The organism is Thalassospira lucentensis, assembly GCF_001613805.1.
Lineage (GTDB): Bacteria > Pseudomonadota > Alphaproteobacteria > Rhodospirillales > Thalassospiraceae > Thalassospira > Thalassospira lucentensis_A.
In genome coordinates this window covers 523,616-540,685 of the sequence record NZ_LPVY01000005.1, presented here as the reverse complement: position 1 = coordinate 540,685, position 17,070 = coordinate 523,616, and the positions used below count along the sequence as shown (strand labels likewise).

10 protein-coding genes are annotated in these 17,070 nt (G+C 56.6%); 4 read left to right on the top strand and 6 right to left on the bottom strand.

Annotated features, from left to right (window positions below; genetic code table 11):
* The first annotated feature begins 310 nt into the window (after positions 1 to 310).
* The 4 genes from AUP42_RS07780 (at position 311) to AUP42_RS07765 (ending at position 7,425) form a co-directional block, all read left to right on the top strand.
* Entirely contained in the window at positions 311 to 1,549 is a 1,239-nt protein-coding gene (locus AUP42_RS07780) for an ammonium transporter (RefSeq protein WP_062950484.1), read from the top strand.
* Positions 1,550 to 1,740: 191 nt separating this feature from the next.
* The gene (locus AUP42_RS07775) at positions 1,741 to 2,949 is read left to right on the top strand and encodes an aminotransferase class I/II-fold pyridoxal phosphate-dependent enzyme (RefSeq protein WP_062950482.1); all 1,209 of its coding nucleotides are present in this window, start codon (positions 1,741 to 1,743) and stop codon (positions 2,947 to 2,949) included.
* A gap of 45 nt (positions 2,950 to 2,994) precedes the next feature.
* Positions 2,995 to 5,475, top strand: coding sequence for a DNA translocase FtsK (locus AUP42_RS07770; protein ID WP_062950479.1), 2,481 nt, complete (start codon positions 2,995 to 2,997; stop codon positions 5,473 to 5,475).
* A 264-nt stretch (positions 5,476 to 5,739) separates the two neighbouring features.
* Entirely contained in the window at positions 5,740 to 7,425 is a 1,686-nt protein-coding gene (locus AUP42_RS07765; RefSeq protein WP_062950476.1) for a methyl-accepting chemotaxis protein, read from the top strand.
* An 84-nt stretch (positions 7,426 to 7,509) separates the two neighbouring features.
* Here the strand turns inward: AUP42_RS07765 and trxA are convergent, their stop codons facing one another.
* From trxA to tsaE, 6 genes are all read right to left on the bottom strand, one after another.
* Positions 7,510 to 7,830 (bottom strand): thioredoxin TrxA, encoded by a 321-nt coding sequence (gene trxA / locus AUP42_RS07760; protein ID WP_007088718.1) that lies wholly within the window; start codon positions 7,828 to 7,830, stop codon positions 7,510 to 7,512.
* Positions 7,831 to 7,935: 105 nt separating this feature from the next.
* Positions 7,936 to 11,397, bottom strand: coding sequence for a double-strand break repair helicase AddA (gene addA, locus AUP42_RS07755; protein ID WP_062950474.1), 3,462 nt, complete (start codon positions 11,395 to 11,397; stop codon positions 7,936 to 7,938).
* Complete coding sequence (addB, locus tag AUP42_RS07750; protein ID WP_062950471.1) at positions 11,394 to 14,528, bottom strand: double-strand break repair protein AddB; 3,135 nt, start codon at positions 14,526 to 14,528, stop codon at positions 11,394 to 11,396. The genes addA and addB overlap by 4 nt, the downstream gene beginning before the upstream one ends.
* Positions 14,528 to 15,301 carry a nucleotidyltransferase family protein gene (locus AUP42_RS07745; protein WP_062950468.1) on the bottom strand — a complete coding sequence of 258 codons (774 nt, stop codon included), beginning with the start codon at positions 15,299 to 15,301 and terminating at the stop codon, positions 14,528 to 14,530. Before AUP42_RS07745 ends, addB begins: the two co-directional genes overlap by 1 nt.
* Positions 15,301 to 16,398, bottom strand: coding sequence for an aminoglycoside phosphotransferase family protein (locus tag AUP42_RS07740; protein WP_062950466.1), 1,098 nt, complete (start codon positions 16,396 to 16,398; stop codon positions 15,301 to 15,303). Before AUP42_RS07740 ends, AUP42_RS07745 begins: the two co-directional genes overlap by 1 nt.
* The gene (tsaE, locus tag AUP42_RS07735; RefSeq protein ID WP_062950464.1) at positions 16,395 to 16,871 is read right to left on the bottom strand and encodes a tRNA (adenosine(37)-N6)-threonylcarbamoyltransferase complex ATPase subunit type 1 TsaE; all 477 of its coding nucleotides are present in this window, start codon (positions 16,869 to 16,871) and stop codon (positions 16,395 to 16,397) included. Before tsaE ends, AUP42_RS07740 begins: the two co-directional genes overlap by 4 nt.
* Between the last annotated feature and the right edge of the window lie 199 nt (positions 16,872 to 17,070).

Below are 17,070 nucleotides of genomic sequence, written 5' to 3'. Positions count from 1 at the left end.
GGCCCCCTGCCTGTCAGACCGACTGACCCGCCTTGGGATATCCCAGTGGCGGGTCTTTTGTATTCTGCCCATGCTGCCTTTTTAGGCACGATTATGATCACAAGACATGCAAACAGTCCCATCCGGCTGTTACCCCGCCGGATATGAGCGTGATCGATTTTCCCCCGGCAAAGACCCGTTTTCCATCGTCCCGATCAATCAGTTTGCCCTGTTGGCATAGAAATTGATGTTGGGCCCCCTGAACAAGAATCCGGCTGCGCCCCGCAGACCGGACCGTGAGGAAACGCATTTAACAAATGGGGGTTGCCCGATGGAGGCATTCCAGACCGCCTCGGACGTATTTTTCGTCCTGATGGGCGCTATTATGGTGCTCGCCATGCATGCCGGTTTCGCCTTTCTTGAAGTCGGAACCGTACGCAAGAAAAACCAGGTAAACGCACTGGTTAAAATCATCGTAGATTTTGCCGTTTCCACCATTGCCTATTTTTTCATCGGCTATGGCGTTGCCTATGGTGTTGATTTCTTTAGCAATGCCGCGGTTCTTAGCGGATCTGCGATGGTTGACGGACAGCATCTTTTTGCGTCCAGCGGCTATGATCTGGTTAAGTTCTTCTTCCTACTGACATTTGCGGCCGCAATCCCCGCAATCATTTCCGGTGGCATTGCCGAACGGGCGCGGTTTTATCCGCAGCTGATTGCCACCGCCATTCTGGTTGGCATCTTTTATCCGCTGTTTGAAGGACTGGTCTGGAACAACAATTTCGGCTTCCAGGATATGATTGAGGCCACCTTTGGCGCACCTTTCCACGATTTTGCAGGTTCTATTGTTGTCCACGCGGTTGGTGGCTGGATCGCCCTTGGTGCCGTTGTATCGCTTGGAGTCCGGCGGGGGCGTTACACCAAAACCGGTGGACTGGTTGGTATTCCGCCATCCAACATCCCGTTTCTGGCACTGGGATCATGGGTACTTTGCGTTGGCTGGTTTGGCTTCAACGTCATGTCGGCCCAATCGATTAGCGGCATTACCGGGCTGGTCGCGGTCAATTCGCTGATGGCAATGGTTGGCGGCATTCTGACGGCACTGGTCGCAGGACGTAACGACCCCGGTTTCGTTCACAACGGTGCACTTGCCGGACTGGTTGCCGTTTGCGCAGGATCGGACGTCATGCACCCGATCGGAGCACTGGTCACTGGCGGTATTGCCGGTGTTCTGTTCGTCTGGGGCTTCAACCAGTGCCAGACCAGATGGAAGATCGACGACGTGCTGGGTGTCTGGCCATTACATGGCATGTGTGGCCTGATGGGGGGCATTGCATGTGGCATTTTCGGACTCGAAGCCCTTGGTGGAATGGGCGGCGTTTCGTTTGGTGCCCAGCTTGCCGGATCACTGATCGGTGCCGTGTTTGCCGCAATCGCGGGATTTGTGGTTTACGGCACGATCAAACGGACCATCGGCCTTCGATTGTCTGAAGAAGACGAGTTCGACGGGGCGGATATATCCATCCACAAAATCGGCGCCTATCCCGAGGATGATCTGCGCGCAAGCTGATCTGCCAATTCTTTGCCCCGATTTCCTGTCAAAAGCCCGGAAAGCGCATCTTTCCGGGCTTTTTCATTATTCGAACCCCTGCCCTTAAATCTTTCTTTGTATTTTTGGCATAGGGGTAAAGTCAGGGGAGATTGCCCACATTTTACGGACACCCGCATTTTGACGCCTGTTGATATGTGACGGATCCATTCATGACCGGAATACCGAACGCGATGTTTAACCAGCGCCTTGATCAGTTGCCTGCCTATCCGTTCCCACGGCTTGCCGCCCTGCTGGAGGGGATTGAACCCGGCAAGACGCCATTGGTGATGTCGATTGGCGAGCCGCAGCACGAACCGCCCGCGATGATCACCGAGGCGATGGTGAAGTATGCCAGTCTCTGGCATAAATACCCGCCAGGAAACGGCACGCCCGAGCTGCGAAGCGCCATCAAGGGATGGCTTGACCGCCGTTATGACCTGCCTTCGGACATGATTGATCGGGATGCTCATATCCTGCCGGTCGCGGGAACCCGCGAGGCCCTTTATCTGATTGCAACCTGTGTCATCCCGCAAGATCAGCCCGGCCCGAAGCCCAAGGTTCTTCTGCCCAATCCGTTCTATCAGGTCTATTGCGGTGCCGCGGTTCTTAACGACGCGGAAATGGTGCCGCTGGCAGCAGATCCGGAAACGGATTTCTTGCCTGACCTTGATCAGATCGATATCGAAACGCTTAAAGCCTGCAGCCTGTTTTTCCTGTGTTCACCAGCCAACCCGCAAGGATCTGTTGCATCACGGGACTATCTTGAACGTATCATCGCCATGGCACAGGAACATGATTTCGTTCTGGCGATGGATGAATGCTACGCCGATATCTATGATCGCGAAGCCCCGGTTGGTGCACTTGAAATCTGTGCGGCACAGGGCGGCCGGATGGATAATGTGGTTGTTTTCCACAGCCTGTCGAAACGGTCCAGCGCGCCGGGATTGCGTTCCGGCTTTGTCGCGGGCGACCCGGTTATCATCAAACGTTTCAATGCCTTGCGCAGCTATTGTTCGGCCACCGTTCCAATGCCGATCATGGCCGCATCCGCCGAACTTTGGGCAGATGATGCCCATGCATCGCAAAACCGCGATCTTTACCGCGCCAAGATTGATGTCGCGCAGGAAATCTTTGGCAACCGGTTTGGCTTCTATCGCCCGCCGGGGGGCTTTTTCCTGTGGCTTGATGTCGGTGATGATGAAGCCGCCACCCGCAAAATATGGGCAGAGGAAGGTGTGAAAGTCATTCCGGGCAGCTATCTGTCGATCACGGATGCAGATGGCAACAATCCCGGAAAACGCTTTATCCGCATTGCGCTTGTCCATGACCTTGAAACCACCCGCGAAGGGCTTCGACGTATTGCCGACGCGCTGAGCTGAACCACGATCCTGACCAATAGCGACGAAACGACAACGGATACCCCGATGAGCAGTCAGTCCAACCTTCTCGCACGCAGCACCGCCTTCATGCCGGGCAGTCTTGTCAATCTGCTGAAACGAAGCGGGTTGCAAATCTGCGGGCTTGTCCTGGTTGGTGCGGCAGTTGCCGTTTTCATGATGCTGATCGGCTTCCATCCCGGTGACCCTTCCTTCAACCATGCAGCCGATCGAAATGTGATCTTTAACCCGCTTGGCACATTCGGGGCCTATACGGCGGATTTGCTATTGCGCACGCTTGGTCTGGCATCTGCACTGCTGACGGTTCTGCTCCTTGGCTGGGGCCTGCGGTTGATTGCGGTTCGTCCGTTTAACTGGATGTGGGCACGGTTTCTGGTTCTGCCGCTCGCCCTGCTGCTCGTCGCGACGGCGGCTGCGGCCATTCGTCCGGGCATGCATTGGCCGCTCACGGTCGGGTTTGGCGGTTTTGCCGGTGATCTGCTGCTGTCCAAGCTTCAATACGGGTTCGAAATAATTGGTGTGCCGGGTGCACGTCCACTGATTGCGCTGATTTCAATGGTGCTTGGCCTGTTCCTGACCATGTTCTGCATGGCCTATCATATGTCTGAATGGCAGAAGGTTGGATCAATCCTGTCACGTATTGCTGGCGGTATTATTTCTGGAATTGGTCGTGCCATTCCCAGCAATTCAACAGATGAACGCCCGGGCGAACGTACAGCCGCCCGTAATCCACGCATGCGTCAGGAACCGTCACTTGATAAGGGGAAACCCGGCCTCGGTGCTGCCATCAGTACCCGCCTGCAAGCGGCAACATCGTCAAATAACAACAATGACGACGATGATTTTGATGATGATTACAATGAAGCGGACCACGCCCCGCCGGTTCATATCGTCGCCGCACCGGCAGCAAAATTGCAGCCCGGCGAAAAGGCATCGGCCCAGCGGCAGGCATCCTTTGATCTTGGATCAGACGATTACCGGTTCCCGCCGCTTAGCCTTTTGCATGAACCCGATCCTGCCGACGCAACCCAGATCGATCAGGAAGCATTGGCGCAAAATGCCCGCCTTCTGGAAACCGTTCTTCAGGACTTCGGCGTTAAGGGCGAGATCGTTCAGGTCCGCCCCGGCCCGGTCGTTACCCTTTATGAACTTGAACCGGCCGCAGGTGTTAAATCATCACGCGTGATCGGTCTGGCCGATGATATCGCACGTTCCATGAGCGCGATTGCCGCCCGTGTGGCGGTTGTTCCGGGACGCAATGTGATCGGTATCGAATTGCCGAATTCGCGCCGCGAAACGGTACATCTGCATGAAATTCTGGCATCCAGCGATTTTGAAAAGAATACCGGCAAGCTTAATATGAGCCTTGGCAAGGATATCGGTGGTACGCCGGTGATTGCCGATCTGGCGAAAATGCCGCACCTGCTGATTGCCGGTACGACGGGTTCGGGTAAGTCGGTTGGTGTGAATGCGATGATCCTGTCGCTGCTTTATCGCCTGAAACCGGAAGAATGCCGTTTCATCATGATCGATCCGAAAATGCTGGAACTGTCGATTTACGATGGTATCCCGCATCTTCTGACGCCGGTTGTGACCGACCCGCACAAGGCGGTTGTTGCCCTTAAATGGGCGGTGCGCGAAATGGAAGACCGTTATCGCGCCATGAGCCAGGTCGGTGTGCGTAACATCGCGGGCTATAACAAACGCATCAAGGAAGCGGCCGCCAAGGGCGAACAGCTTACCCGCCGCGTCCAGACAGGCTTTGATCCGGAAACCGGCAAACCGATTTTTGAAGATCAGGAACTGCCGATGGAGCCGCTGCCGTTCATCGTGGTGATCGTCGACGAAATGGCCGACCTGATGCTGGTGGCGGGCAAGGATGTCGAGGCATCGATCCAGCGTCTGGCACAGATGGCGCGTGCGGCGGGCCTGCACCTGATCATGGCGACCCAGCGTCCGTCGGTCGACGTGATCACCGGTACGATCAAGGCGAACTTCCCGACGCGTATTTCCTATTCCGTGACGTCCAAGATCGATTCCCGGACCATTCTTGGTGAAATGGGCGCCGAGCAGCTTCTGGGTCAGGGGGATATGCTTTATATGGGCCAAGGCGGCCGATTGCAGCGCGTCCATGGTCCGTTTGTATCAGACGAGGAAGTCGAAAGCATCGTTGCCCATCTGCGCGATCAGGGTGATCCGGCCTATCTTGAAACCGTTACCGAAGAACCGGAAGAAGATCCGGTCGCGGCCTATATGGCCGGTGGCGGCGGTTCAGATGGCGGCGGGAACGGATCGGATGATGACCTGTATAATCAGGCAGTCGGCATTGTCCTGCGCGAGAAAAAGGCATCCACCAGTTTCATCCAGCGCAAACTGTCGATCGGCTATAACCGCGCCGCCCGCATCATCGAACAGATGGAAGAAAACGGGATTGTTTCATCCGCCAACCATGTTGGCAAACGCGAAGTCCTGATGGAAAACATGGACGGATCACCTTACGAATACTGATCCGCCTGCAACCAAAAATATCATCAACAAATGAAAGAGGGATGCCATGTGCATCCCTCTTTCGTTTGCAGATTTCGTCGCAGTACTCATTTCACTGAGGATTCTTCATTTTACCACGGGTTTTTTGATTTCGATCAGGAACAAATGGCAAAGCTCTTTTTATAAAACCGCACATCTGCACAACCCTATGTTGCAGTTATGCTGGTCTGACAGCTTTTGCTGAATGCAGTTTCCCGCCGTTAACGTCCAAACACGGAGAACCCGATGAAACTCTCCAATTTCTCGCTTTCCGCCAAATTGCGGATGGTACTGGTAATGACGGCTTTTGCGCTGGGTGGTCTGGCGATCTTTGATCTTGTGACACTGCGATCTGCACTGGTCGAAGAAAAGAAAGCCAATGTCCGGCAAATCGTCGATATGACCCGTTCGACCTTTAGCCATTATGATCAGCTCGTCAAATCTGGCGAGATCACCCTTGAAGAAGCGCAAACCCGCGCGACAGAGTTCATTCAGAATGCCCGTTACGCCGGCAACAACTATGTGTTTGTACTGGGCCTTGATACCAAGGTCATCCTGCATCCGATCCAGCCAAAACTGAACGGTCAGAACGGCAAACAGGTGATTGACGTCAATGGTGTTCCGATCCTTGATGAAATGGTCAAGGCGGCCCGCAATCCCGAAGGCGGTTTCCTGACCTATGAGTGGAACAAGCCGGGGCATGACGGGGTATTTCCCAAACTGGCCTATGCCGAAACATTCAAGCCGTGGGGCTGGGTGGTAACAACCGGCGTTTATATCGACGATGTTGACGGGATTTTCTGGCAGACCGCCATCAATGATATCGCGGTCGCGATTGCCATGCTGATTGTTATCGGAATGGCCGGACTTGCGATTGACAGATCGACAACCCGACCCTTGCGGACGATCACCGAGGCGCTTAACAAACTGGCACAGGGCGATACCAGCGTCACCACAGACGAAACAGATCGGCGTGATGAAATCGGTGCACTGGCCCGGTCACTTGACGTTTTCAGATCAAACCGCGAACAGGCCGAAAAGCTTGAACGGGAACAGAAAGATACGCACAAGACCCAGATTGCCCGTGCGGAAAAGGTCGAAAAGCTGATTAAAAGCTTTGAGACCGAGGTTGAGGGGAACCTGTCGACGGTTCACAGCGCGCTGGAGCAATTACGCGCCACGGCCACAGGCATGGCCAGCCAGTCCGACGCAACCACCGGGCGGGCAGCCAATGTTGCGGCAGCAACCGAACAGGCAGCGGCCAATGTGGATACCGTTGCCGCCGCCGCAGAACAGCTTGCCGCGTCCATCGACGAAATCACATCGCAGGTTTCGCGGAGTTCGGACATCGCCCAATCAGGTGCAACCGAAGCCGACGAAGCCAGCACGATTTTTGCCGAACTGGGAACAGCGTCCGACAAGATCGGCGAGGTGGTTGAACTTATTCAGTCAATTGCCGAACAGACAAACCTTCTGGCGCTTAACGCCACCATCGAGGCCGCACGTGCCGGTGATGCCGGCAAGGGCTTTGCGGTTGTCGCCGCCGAGGTCAAAAACCTTGCCAACCAGACCACACGCGCAACCGAAGATATCGCAGGCCAAATCGGTGGCATTCAGGAATCGACGCAGAATGCACTTGGCGCAATCAAGCATCTTTCCGGTCGCATGAAGGAATTGAACGAGGTCGCGGCCAGCATTTCCGCAGCCGTCCGCGAACAGGATGCCGCCACCGCCGAAATTGCCCGCAATGTCGCCGAAGCGGCAACCGGCACCAAGGACGTCGCGCAAAATGTTATCGGCCTGCGCGAGGCGGCCGAGGAAGAACGCGAGGCATCCGGTCAGGTTCTCGCGGCATCCGGCAGCCTGAACAACAAATCACAGAATCTGATGACTCAGATAAAGCAGTTCCTGAACGATATCAGGGCAGCGTGATTGTTAGCGCCAATCTGACAAAAAAGGCGGGCTGCATGACACAGCCCGCCTTTTGATGTTTTAAGATCGTCACCGATCAGATGATCAGATCGACTGATTGATCCAGTCAACCAGAGCGCTTTTCGGCAGCGCGCCAACTTTCATCGCTGCAACTTCGCCACCCTTGAAGATCATCAGGGTCGGGATACCGCGCACACCGTATTTCGCCGGGGTGTTCGGGTTTTCGTCGATGTTTACCTTGGCAATCTTGAGCTTGCCGCCCAGTTCGCCAGCAATTTCGTCCAGATACGGCGCGATCTGTTTACACGGGCCACACCATTCCGCCCAGAAATCGACGAGAACCGGGTCGTTGGAACCCAGAACGTCGGAATCGAACGAAGTATCGGATACTTTAATCGTGGTCATACTATCAGTTCCTGGTTGTTACGAGGCCAAGTGGGGAAAACCCGCTAACCTCGATCCGCTGTATGGAGGCAAAGGTAGGCAGCACTGACGCAAACGTCAAGCGCGTTACAGTCTCATGATGTGTTCGGGCAGCTCTACCATCCATGGTCCGTTGGTCCAAAGGATGAAACAGCGAATGCGTTTGTCCGGATACATCTGGCTTAATGCGGCCCGGTAAATCGACATCTGCCGACGATAGGCACGTGGTATGCCATCGACATCGCGCGGAGGCGGACGATTTGTTTTAAAATCAACGATCATGACCTCGTTCTCACGCACGACCAGACGGTCGATCTGGGCGGAAACGACGTCCCCGCCGACGATCCCGACCAGCGGCACCTCGGCCTTTGACCCGGCATCAAAAACAGGTGCGAATTCGGGATTCTCAAAAATCGCGATTGTTTCATTGGTGATTTCGCGCTGCTGGTCTGCATCAAGCGCATGAACCGGCTGGGCAAGGAATCGTTGGGCGGCCGGCCGCCTTTTGGCTTCAGGCAGGTCAGGCAACAATTCAAGCAGCTTGTGAATCAAAAGCCCGCGTTTGAAGCTTTGGCCCTGATCCCCGCCCAATGGCGATTGCACAGACGGCTCTTCTTCCAGCGGGCGGCTGGGTGCCAGTGGCCTAGGCGGGAAGGCCTCGATCGGGGCGATATCGCGAATCAGGGCCCGTTTGGGCAAATCTGTCGCACCGCTTGCCGTTTCGACCTTGTCAGCCCGGGGTGCTTCGCGCTGATCGGTTTCCCATACCCAGCCATCACCGGCCCAGCCGGACCCGGAAAAATCGGAAAAATCAAACGGCTCGGACCGGGCATAGCCCTCCATAGCCTGCTGACACAGATTGTACCAGCAATGATCGGGTGCCTTGCGCTTGCCCTGCCAGCCGCAGATATAAAGCCGGTCTTCGGCGCGCGTCAGCGCCACATACAGCAGGCGGTTATATTCCTGATCACGCTTGATCGCGATACCATCACGCAGACGCGACACCACATCGGTTTCCAATGCCACACGCGGCAGCCAATACATCAGGTCGCGATCTTCCTGCCAGAACAGGTTGGGCGCCTGTGTCGGTACCTGCATGGTATCGGGCAGGAATACGATGGGCGCCTGCAAGCCCTTGGCCCCATGCACCGTCATGATCCGGACCTCGTCACGCCCGCTTTGTTCAAGGTCACGCTTGATTTCGGCATCCCCTGCCATCAACCAGTGAAGGAACCCCTGCAAGGTCGGGGCGTGATCGCCTTCGTATCCCATCGCGAGGTTAAGGAATTCGTCAATCGGGTCGTTTGCTTCGATCCCGAGCCGCCCGACCAGACGTGCGCGCACCCCGCGCGCATCATCACCGCGCCCGCCCAGAAGTTCGGCAAACAGTTCAAACGGACGTTCGTAATCAACCCGCCCCAGCCATTTCGACAGGAATTGATAGGCCGAAAGGAAAGCCGGATCAGCATCATCACTGCCCGCCTTTTCGCGCAAGGCAAGCCAAAGGGTGCGCGGACGGTTATGGGCGATTGCAAATAGCTGATCATCGTCAAACCCGATCAGCGGACTTTTGAGCACCTCTGCCAATGTCAGGTCGTCTTCGGGCATCAACAGGAACCGGCCAAAGGCGATCAGGTCCATCACCGCAAGCTGATCAGTGATCTGCATGCGGTCAACACCAGCGACAGGAACGTTTCGTTCCTTTAACGCCTTGACGACTTCATCGACAAAGGCGGTACGACGCCGCACCAGGATCATGAAATCACCTGCCCGTACCGGACGATCACGCGATATCAGTTTCTCGCCCGTATCGATGGCGTGGCGGATACGCCCGGCAATGACCCGCGCCAGCCTGATTTCCGGATCTTCAAGGCGCACGATGCGGGTTGGTGGCGTCCATGGGTCTTCGGCGTCACGTTCCTGCGGTTCGACCGCAGGCCATAATTCAATCCGCCCGGCCTGCCCGACGCGGAACGGACTATGGCTGACATCAGCACCGTCGTCGCCGACACCCTGCTTTGCGATCATCCCGGCAAAAACCCGGTCCACCGTGCCCAAAACCGCATCGGTCGAACGGAAGGATATGTTCATCGGGACTTCGCGCCACTCGGCTTGGATTTCACGTGCCCGTTCACGGAAATAGGCCCGCATCTGGGTGAATTTTTCGGGATCTGCGCGCTGGAAGCTGTAAATAGATTGTTTCGCATCCCCAACGGCAAAGATTGTCCGTGGCTTTTCATCATGCTGCCCGGCACCGGCAAAGAATTCCTCGGCCAGAATGCGCACCACTTCCCATTGTTCGGGGTTGGTGTCCTGTGCCTCGTCAATCAGGATATGATCAAGCCCTTCGTCGAGTTTGAACAAAACCCACCCGGCAATCCCGGCCTGCTGTTGCAACAACCGCAGGCTTGTCAGGATCAGGTCGTCATAATCAAGACGGGCATGCAGGGCCTTTTTGGCGGCATAGCGATCCAGCATCGCATTTCCGATGCTGATCAGGGCCGCCGTCGCCCCGGCCAGGGCTGCGGCCTTGCGCAAACGGTCGACCTCGATCAGGCGCGCACATTCGGCTTCCAGCGCATCGGCCCCCATCGGGTGATTTTCGGCGGCCTTTTTCGTGATCAGCTTGGCGCGTGGTTCGCCCGCCGCGGTAAAGAAGACACCGCGATAATCGGAAAATACCGCCAGCCGATCCTCGATACCGGTTTTTTCAAGGAATTGCGCCAGTGCCGGAACGCGGTCCTGATCTGTTTTGGTCCCGGCCTCCAACGCGGCCAACCCGCGCATAAGGCCGTCGCGGTCAAACGCATCATCAGACAGGGCCTTGCGCAATACCGCGTCTTCGTCCTGTCCGACCGGAACACCAAGGGCGGCATAAACCGCATCGCGCATCCGGTTGGCACCACCATGATGGGCCAGCATGCGTTTCAAACGGCCACGTTCACGCGCCAGTTCCCCCATGACTTCGCCAAAGGCACCTTCGCGGACCTGTCCGGTCACGACCGACAGGGCATCCGCAAGATCGTCGTCCCGGCCATTTCGGGCAAAGGCCAGTACTTCTTCCTGCACATCGGCCATGGTTTCGGCCGCAGTCCGGTCATCCATGATTTCAAAATGCGGTGCCAGACCGGCCTCAAGCGGGAAGCGGCGCAATAATGACTGACAAAAAGCATGGATCGTCTGGATTTTCATCCCGCCCGGCGCATCAAGGACCGATGCAAACAGGCGGCGCGCGCGACGCGTTTCATCGCCACTTGGCGCGGTGCCAGCCAGATTGAAAAGATCGTCATGAAGTTCACGATCTTCCATGGTTGCCCAATGACCCAGCCGTTCATTGACACGGTTGGCCATTTCCGCCGCGGCGGCCTTGGTAAAGGTCAGACACAGGATGCGATGGGGTTCAGTCCCCGACAGCATCAGGCGCAAAACCCGGTCCGACAGAACCTTTGTCTTGCCCGCACCGGCCGATGCCGACACCCAGACCGACGCCATCGGGTCGGACGCATTGCGTTGCAGGATATTGGGATCGGTGCCGCGAATTTCGGTCATGCGTCACCACCCTTGTTCTCGTTACCGTCCGTCGCCTCGACATCCTCGCTGCCCATCCATTCGCGCAGGCGCGCCAGATGGACGTAATCGGAATATTTTGGCGCATGATCCGGGTGCGGCACACTGAGATAAGGCGTTTTTTCATCTGCGAAGGCCTTGGCCAACACATTCACCCCGGCCACTGCATCACGCGCCAGTTCCGCCGGCGTGGTTTTCATGCGTTTGGTATCGATCTCGCGAATTTCACCCGCCGGATCACCGCCGGAAAGTTTCCAGAACGCCATCGAAGCCGGTGGACCGGCCGGGACATCCTTAAATCCGCCATCCTGCGCAATGGCGGCTTCAAGCGGCAATTGCGGTGCGAAACCACTGGCAACATCGGTTTGGCTGGGCGGCATCCCGGTTTTGTAGTCAATGATCGCGATCCCGCCATCGCGCAGCATATCGATCCGGTCCGCACGGGCATAGACTTCGAACCCTGTCGCGGTTTCAAGCGTCCCGGATTGTTCGGTATAGGATTTGCGCACATGATCACGGCGTGCGGCCTCCGTCTGGATGAACCAGCGGGCGATCCGTTCGAACCGTGGCCACCAGAACGCCCAGAGCCCAGGACGGGCAGCAAGTGGTTTGAACACCTCGCGCCCGATCATGATCAATTGATGTTCGCCGTCAGGCGGCAGGTGATCGGGATATTTCGAAATAAACTGATCAAGGGCATCATGAATCAGATTGCCGTAATCCGCCGCACCGGGATCCTCGTCCACGCCATCGAGTTTGCGCAAACCAAGGATATGCCGGGCATAGATCGCATACGGATCACGCATCCATGTTTCAATCTGGGTAACAGACAGCCGCTGCGGCCGGGCGGAAACCGGTGGTGTCGGGGCCGGACGGCCAATTTTGCGGCGCATGTCATCGCGCGGCTCATCGAGCAGATCGGCCATCGCACGCCACGCATGGGCATCGGGCTTTTCCATTGAAACGCCCGACTTCCGAAGAATGTTTTCAATCCGTAACAACCAGCGGGACGGCACGGTTGGCGTGCCTTCAATGCGGAGTGCACGGGTCATCACAACGTCTGGTGCGCAAAATAGCTGCTGAAAATCATGGGCCGACTGGCCAACGCGATGTTCTGGCGCTGGCAAGCCGAAATTGCGCCGCATCGGGCGGCTCATCCATGGATCGGCACCGGCTTCGGGGGGCCAGACACCTTCGTTCAATCCACCCAGAATGGTCAGATCGGCCTGCTGCATCTGGGCTTCGACCGTGCCCCAGATAAACAGGCGCGGATGTTTGCCAAACTTCGGACGCACGGCACGCTCTGCCATCAAGGCATCCAGAAAGGCCGCATACCGGATACCCGGCATGGGGACGAAATCGGTTAATGCCTGAAGCAGTTCATGGACAAAATCGGCAAGGGCCTCGCCCGCTTCGCCGCGCCATAGACGCTCCGCCCCGTCCTGCACATCGCTTGCCGCCAAGGCTTCGGCAGTCTGAATATGACAGCGCAAGGCACCAACCGGCGAGATCGATTTTTCATCCATCAGATCAAGCAACGGTGCCAAACAGGTTTCAAACCGCGCGATCAGGTCGGAAAGCCGTGCATGGTCATCACGGATGCGTTCAATCCGCGGGGCCGCATTATCCGCACCAGACGCGGTGATACGATCAATCGTCTCGTCACGCCAGCCATCCAGTGCCACCTGCAAACCGTCCAGCCCCGGACCGGGGCGTGCGCCACGCAAAACATACTGTTCCATCTGCCGGGTCAGGACACGGAACTGTTCGGGCGGCAGTCCTGCTGCGCTTAGCGGATGTTTCAGAAGCTCTAGCAAGGGCACCGGGGCAAACTGTTCCTGCACGGCGCGCACGACAAGGCGCAGATAAATGGCTGGTGCAGTGTCGTGCAACGGGATACCGGCAGAGTCATCAACCTCGACCTCCCAGCGGCGAAGTTCGGTTGCCACGCGCCTTGCCAGCCCCCGATCCGGTGTGACCAGTGCGCATGTCTTGCCCGGCACTTCAAGCGCGTCACGCATCAGAAGGGCAATGGTGGCGGCCTCCTCGCGGGCACCGGAACAATCGATACGCAGCACGCCGTCAAGCACATCGGATGCGAAATTGCCAACATGGCGCCACTGATCGGTGGTTTGCGCCGGGCGCAGGGCTTCGCGGGCCAAACGCCGACGTTCTTCCTGCCCAGGGTTCGCCGCAGGCACCGATGGCCAAAGCAGAACCGTCGCCGGATCACGTCCGATATGACGCAATGTCGTGCCCAAAAGATGTTGCGGGTGGGTGGCGTCCTCGCCAATCGCCTGCCAGTCATCGCGTGCCAGCCCCGTCATCAGACCCGGCAGGACCACACGACCATGCGGCATGTTCAAAACCGCGCTCATCAGATCGCGTAATGCCGGAAACGGGCCGGTTGAGCCTGCGACAATAATTGGTGTCGCGGGCGGGTTTTCGCGCCAAAGCGTGATCTGGGCGGCAATCAGGGCATTGCGGCGCATGGCCCGGTCACTGACCTGATAGGTTTCGAGAATGGCGGGCCAGTGCAAGGTGAGGATTTGCAGGAATTCCAGCGTCAATTGCCAATGTTCGGCAAATTCGGCAGGCACCAGCCCCTTAAGATCATCAAATTTGCAGTTTTCGGTCTGCACCTGATCAAGAAACCGCGCCAGTTCGCCCGCAAGGCGGGCGGCCTGATCAGCAGTTGGTTTATCACCCTTGTGATCGGGCCGGTTCATGATCAGGCGGGTTAACAGCAATTTCCGTTGCAGATCCGGAATGGATGGCGGCAGATCAAGGGCTGCCTGTTCCCCACCGGCACCATAGATTGCCAGTTCGTCCTCGTCCGCCTCGCCCAACGCGCGGATGGTTGGCAGCATCGTCACCGCGCCATTTGATTGACGCAGAAACGCATCGCGCATCACCTTGGCCGACCGGCGATTGGGTACCATCAGAACATAGTCGGACAAGGCAACGGGCTGGCTGGCCGTTTCGGCAATCAGCTGTTTTGCAATCAGATCGGCAAAGGCAGCACCCGGCGGGATATAAAACAGGTTTTCCGGCTGTGCCGCAGGTGCGGCAAAGGTATCGGCGGCGTCCATATAATCGAACAGATCCGCCATCAGCCGCCCCCGGCTTTGGCGGCTTTTGCGGTTCTGGCTGCACTTTCATGCGCCAAAGCGTCCGCGATGACGATTTCGGCATCGGCCAATGCTTCTGGCGTGCCGATATGGAAATAATCCCCGTCATGAACCAGACCAAAGCAGCGCCCCGATGCCAATGCCTTGTCGTAAACCAGATTTGATGAAAACGCGCCATCAGGGGTATTTTCAAACAATCGCGGCGACAGGATCTGAACACCGGTAAAGAAATACGGGGCAGACACGGCATCGCCGCGACGCTTCAACCGGCCATCGACCTGCCAGAAGAAATCACCAGCACCGTCATAACCAAACGCCCCTTCGACCGGATAGATCGCAAGCAACGCGTCCATATGATCGGGATCGAATGCCTCTGTCAGGCGGTCAAAAAGCGGCTCCGCCCCCTCGGTCCAGAAGACATCCGCATTGGCAACCAGCACGGCCTGATCATCAAGCATCGGCAGGGCCTTTTTCACCCCGCCGCCTGTTTCAAGCAAATCTTCCTCGGGCGAGCAAAGCACCCGCGGCAGGGTCCGGGTGGCGACGTGGTCGACAATCATCTGCCCCAGATAATGGTTGTTGACCACAGCCTGATCAAAGCCCGCCAAGGCCAGCTTATCAAGTACGTGATCAAGCATCGGCTTGCCTGCAACCGGCACCAGCGGCTTTGGCATGTGATCGGTGATCGGACGCATGCGTTTGCCAAGCCCGGCAGCCAGGACCATTGCTTGCGCCTTTGCGTTCTTGTCACTCATCAGGATGCCCCTTGTTCGGACGATTGCTGTCGGCTTAAAAGTGACGGGGCAATTCGTGCCTCAACCGGGATATGATGTGCAATCCATGCCGCCAATTCAGGCAGATTGCGGTCTGCATCGCGCAGGATCAATTCCCAGCAACGCGGGATGAAATCGAAATACCGTCGTTTGTCTGCCTTGATCGCGAGCCAGCCGAACCGGCCCAGTATCCTGAAATTCCTTACCATATTGCAGGCAGCATAAGACATTTCGAAATCGGAACGATCAAGTTTTTCAAAGGCGGCGCAATATCGGTCTTTCAGGCTGTTTTCAAGTTCGACGCCGATATCATGACGCACATCGCGCAAAAGCGACACCAGATCATAGGGCCGCGGGGCGATTGCCGCGTCCTGAAAATCAATGATGCCGCAATCCTCGCCGCCCTCGTCATTTTCAACCAGCATCAGATTATCAACGTGATAATCGCGGTGAATGATCACCTCGCCAGATCTCCAGCAGTTCGGCAACACGGCCTCAAGCATCGCATCAAATTCGACGATGGCCCGGCTGCGCTTTGCGACATCCGTCACGATCAGCGGCAGATAATCGGTCTTGAAGCTTTGCAGCATGCGCTTGAAATTGTCTGGTGCGTATCGGACCAGCCCGGAATCAGCACTTTCAAACCGGGTATCACAATACTGGTGCAAGGTGATGAGCTGATCCACCGCACGCAGATAAAGTGCCGGTTTGGAGGCCCCGCTCAGATCAAGCGCACGGGTAAAGGTCAGATCGCCAAAATCCTCGATCAGGACAAGGCCAAGCGCAACATCGCTTGCATATATCGCGGGGATACGCCAACCGGCTTGCGACAGCAGTGATGTCGTTGCAATAACCGGCGTGACCGAAGCCGGACGTTCGGGGTTTTCATGAATACCGTGCGGGTCGACACTGATCGCGTCAGGCGGAAAATCCATCAGAAGGGCGGTCTGTCGCCCATTATCCAGACGGTAATATTTTCGCGCCGATGCATCATCAACCAATGCGACGGGTTCAATATCAGCCCAGCCATTTTCGCGCAGAAATCTGTCGATGACATCCTGACGTCTAATCACGGTCATGATGCGACCCCGGGCAGATTTGTTATCCGTTTTTCCCAATCCTCGCCATGCGGGACCAGTTGAAAAACGCGCGCATCTGGATTTGATCCGGGTTCGATATAAATATCAAGCCGGTCTTGCGGTGTCAGGTATTCCAACCGGTCAGGCCATTCAATCAGACTAACACCATCGGCAAAGGCGTCCTCGATATCCAGTTCGTGGACTTCTTCGGGATCGGAAAGCCGGTAAAGATCGAAATGCCAGACCGGGACCGGATCAAGTTCATAAACCTGAACCAGCGTGAAGGTCGGGCTTGGGACTTCTTCATGCGGATTACCGGCAAGCGCGCGGATATAGGCGCGGCAAAACGCGCTTTTCCCCATCCCCAACGTCCCGTGCATCAGGATCACGTCACCGGCTTTTGCCAGGGCGGCAAGCTGTCCGGCAAGGGTTTCGGTACCTTTCTGATCACTGACAGTGACTGTCTTGCTCATGATATCCGTCGAATAATTGTGTTGTGATCCTAGTTGTAGGGTGATGGACCCACCCTTCGCAATGATTTTACATGCATCGGATAACGCAGGCAGCAGTTTGCCGGACAACCTGCAAGAAAGGGCGGTTTACGTTGCGATAAAGGGTCCCAAATGCTATCTCGCACATGTATAGATTGGATAAAGAATTACCGTCGCTTTT

Bases quoted from the DNA above. Each gene is read 5' to 3' on its own strand.
- AUP42_RS07780 (WP_062950484.1), top strand. From the start codon at position 311: ATGGAGGCATTCCAGACCGCCTCGGACGTATTTTTCGTCCTGATGGGC.
- AUP42_RS07745 (WP_062950468.1), bottom strand. From the start codon at position 15,301: ATGAGTGACAAGAACGCAAAGGCGCAAGCAATGGTCCTGGCTGCCGGG.
- AUP42_RS07775 (WP_062950482.1), top strand. From the start codon at position 1,741: ATGACCGGAATACCGAACGCGATGTTTAACCAGCGCCTTGATCAGTTG.
- AUP42_RS07740 (WP_062950466.1), bottom strand. From the start codon at position 16,398: ATGACCGTGATTAGACGTCAGGATGTCATCGACAGATTTCTGCGCGAA.
- AUP42_RS07770 (WP_062950479.1), top strand. From the start codon at position 2,995: ATGAGCAGTCAGTCCAACCTTCTCGCACGCAGCACCGCCTTCATGCCG.
- tsaE (WP_062950464.1), bottom strand. From the start codon at position 16,871: ATGAGCAAGACAGTCACTGTCAGTGATCAGAAAGGTACCGAAACCCTT.
- addB (WP_062950471.1), bottom strand. From the start codon at position 14,528: ATGGCGGATCTGTTCGATTATATGGACGCCGCCGATACCTTTGCCGCA.
- trxA (WP_007088718.1), bottom strand. From the start codon at position 7,830: ATGACCACGATTAAAGTATCCGATACTTCGTTCGATTCCGACGTTCTG.
- addA (WP_062950474.1), bottom strand. From the start codon at position 11,397: ATGACCGAAATTCGCGGCACCGATCCCAATATCCTGCAACGCAATGCG.
- AUP42_RS07765 (WP_062950476.1), top strand. From the start codon at position 5,740: ATGAAACTCTCCAATTTCTCGCTTTCCGCCAAATTGCGGATGGTACTG.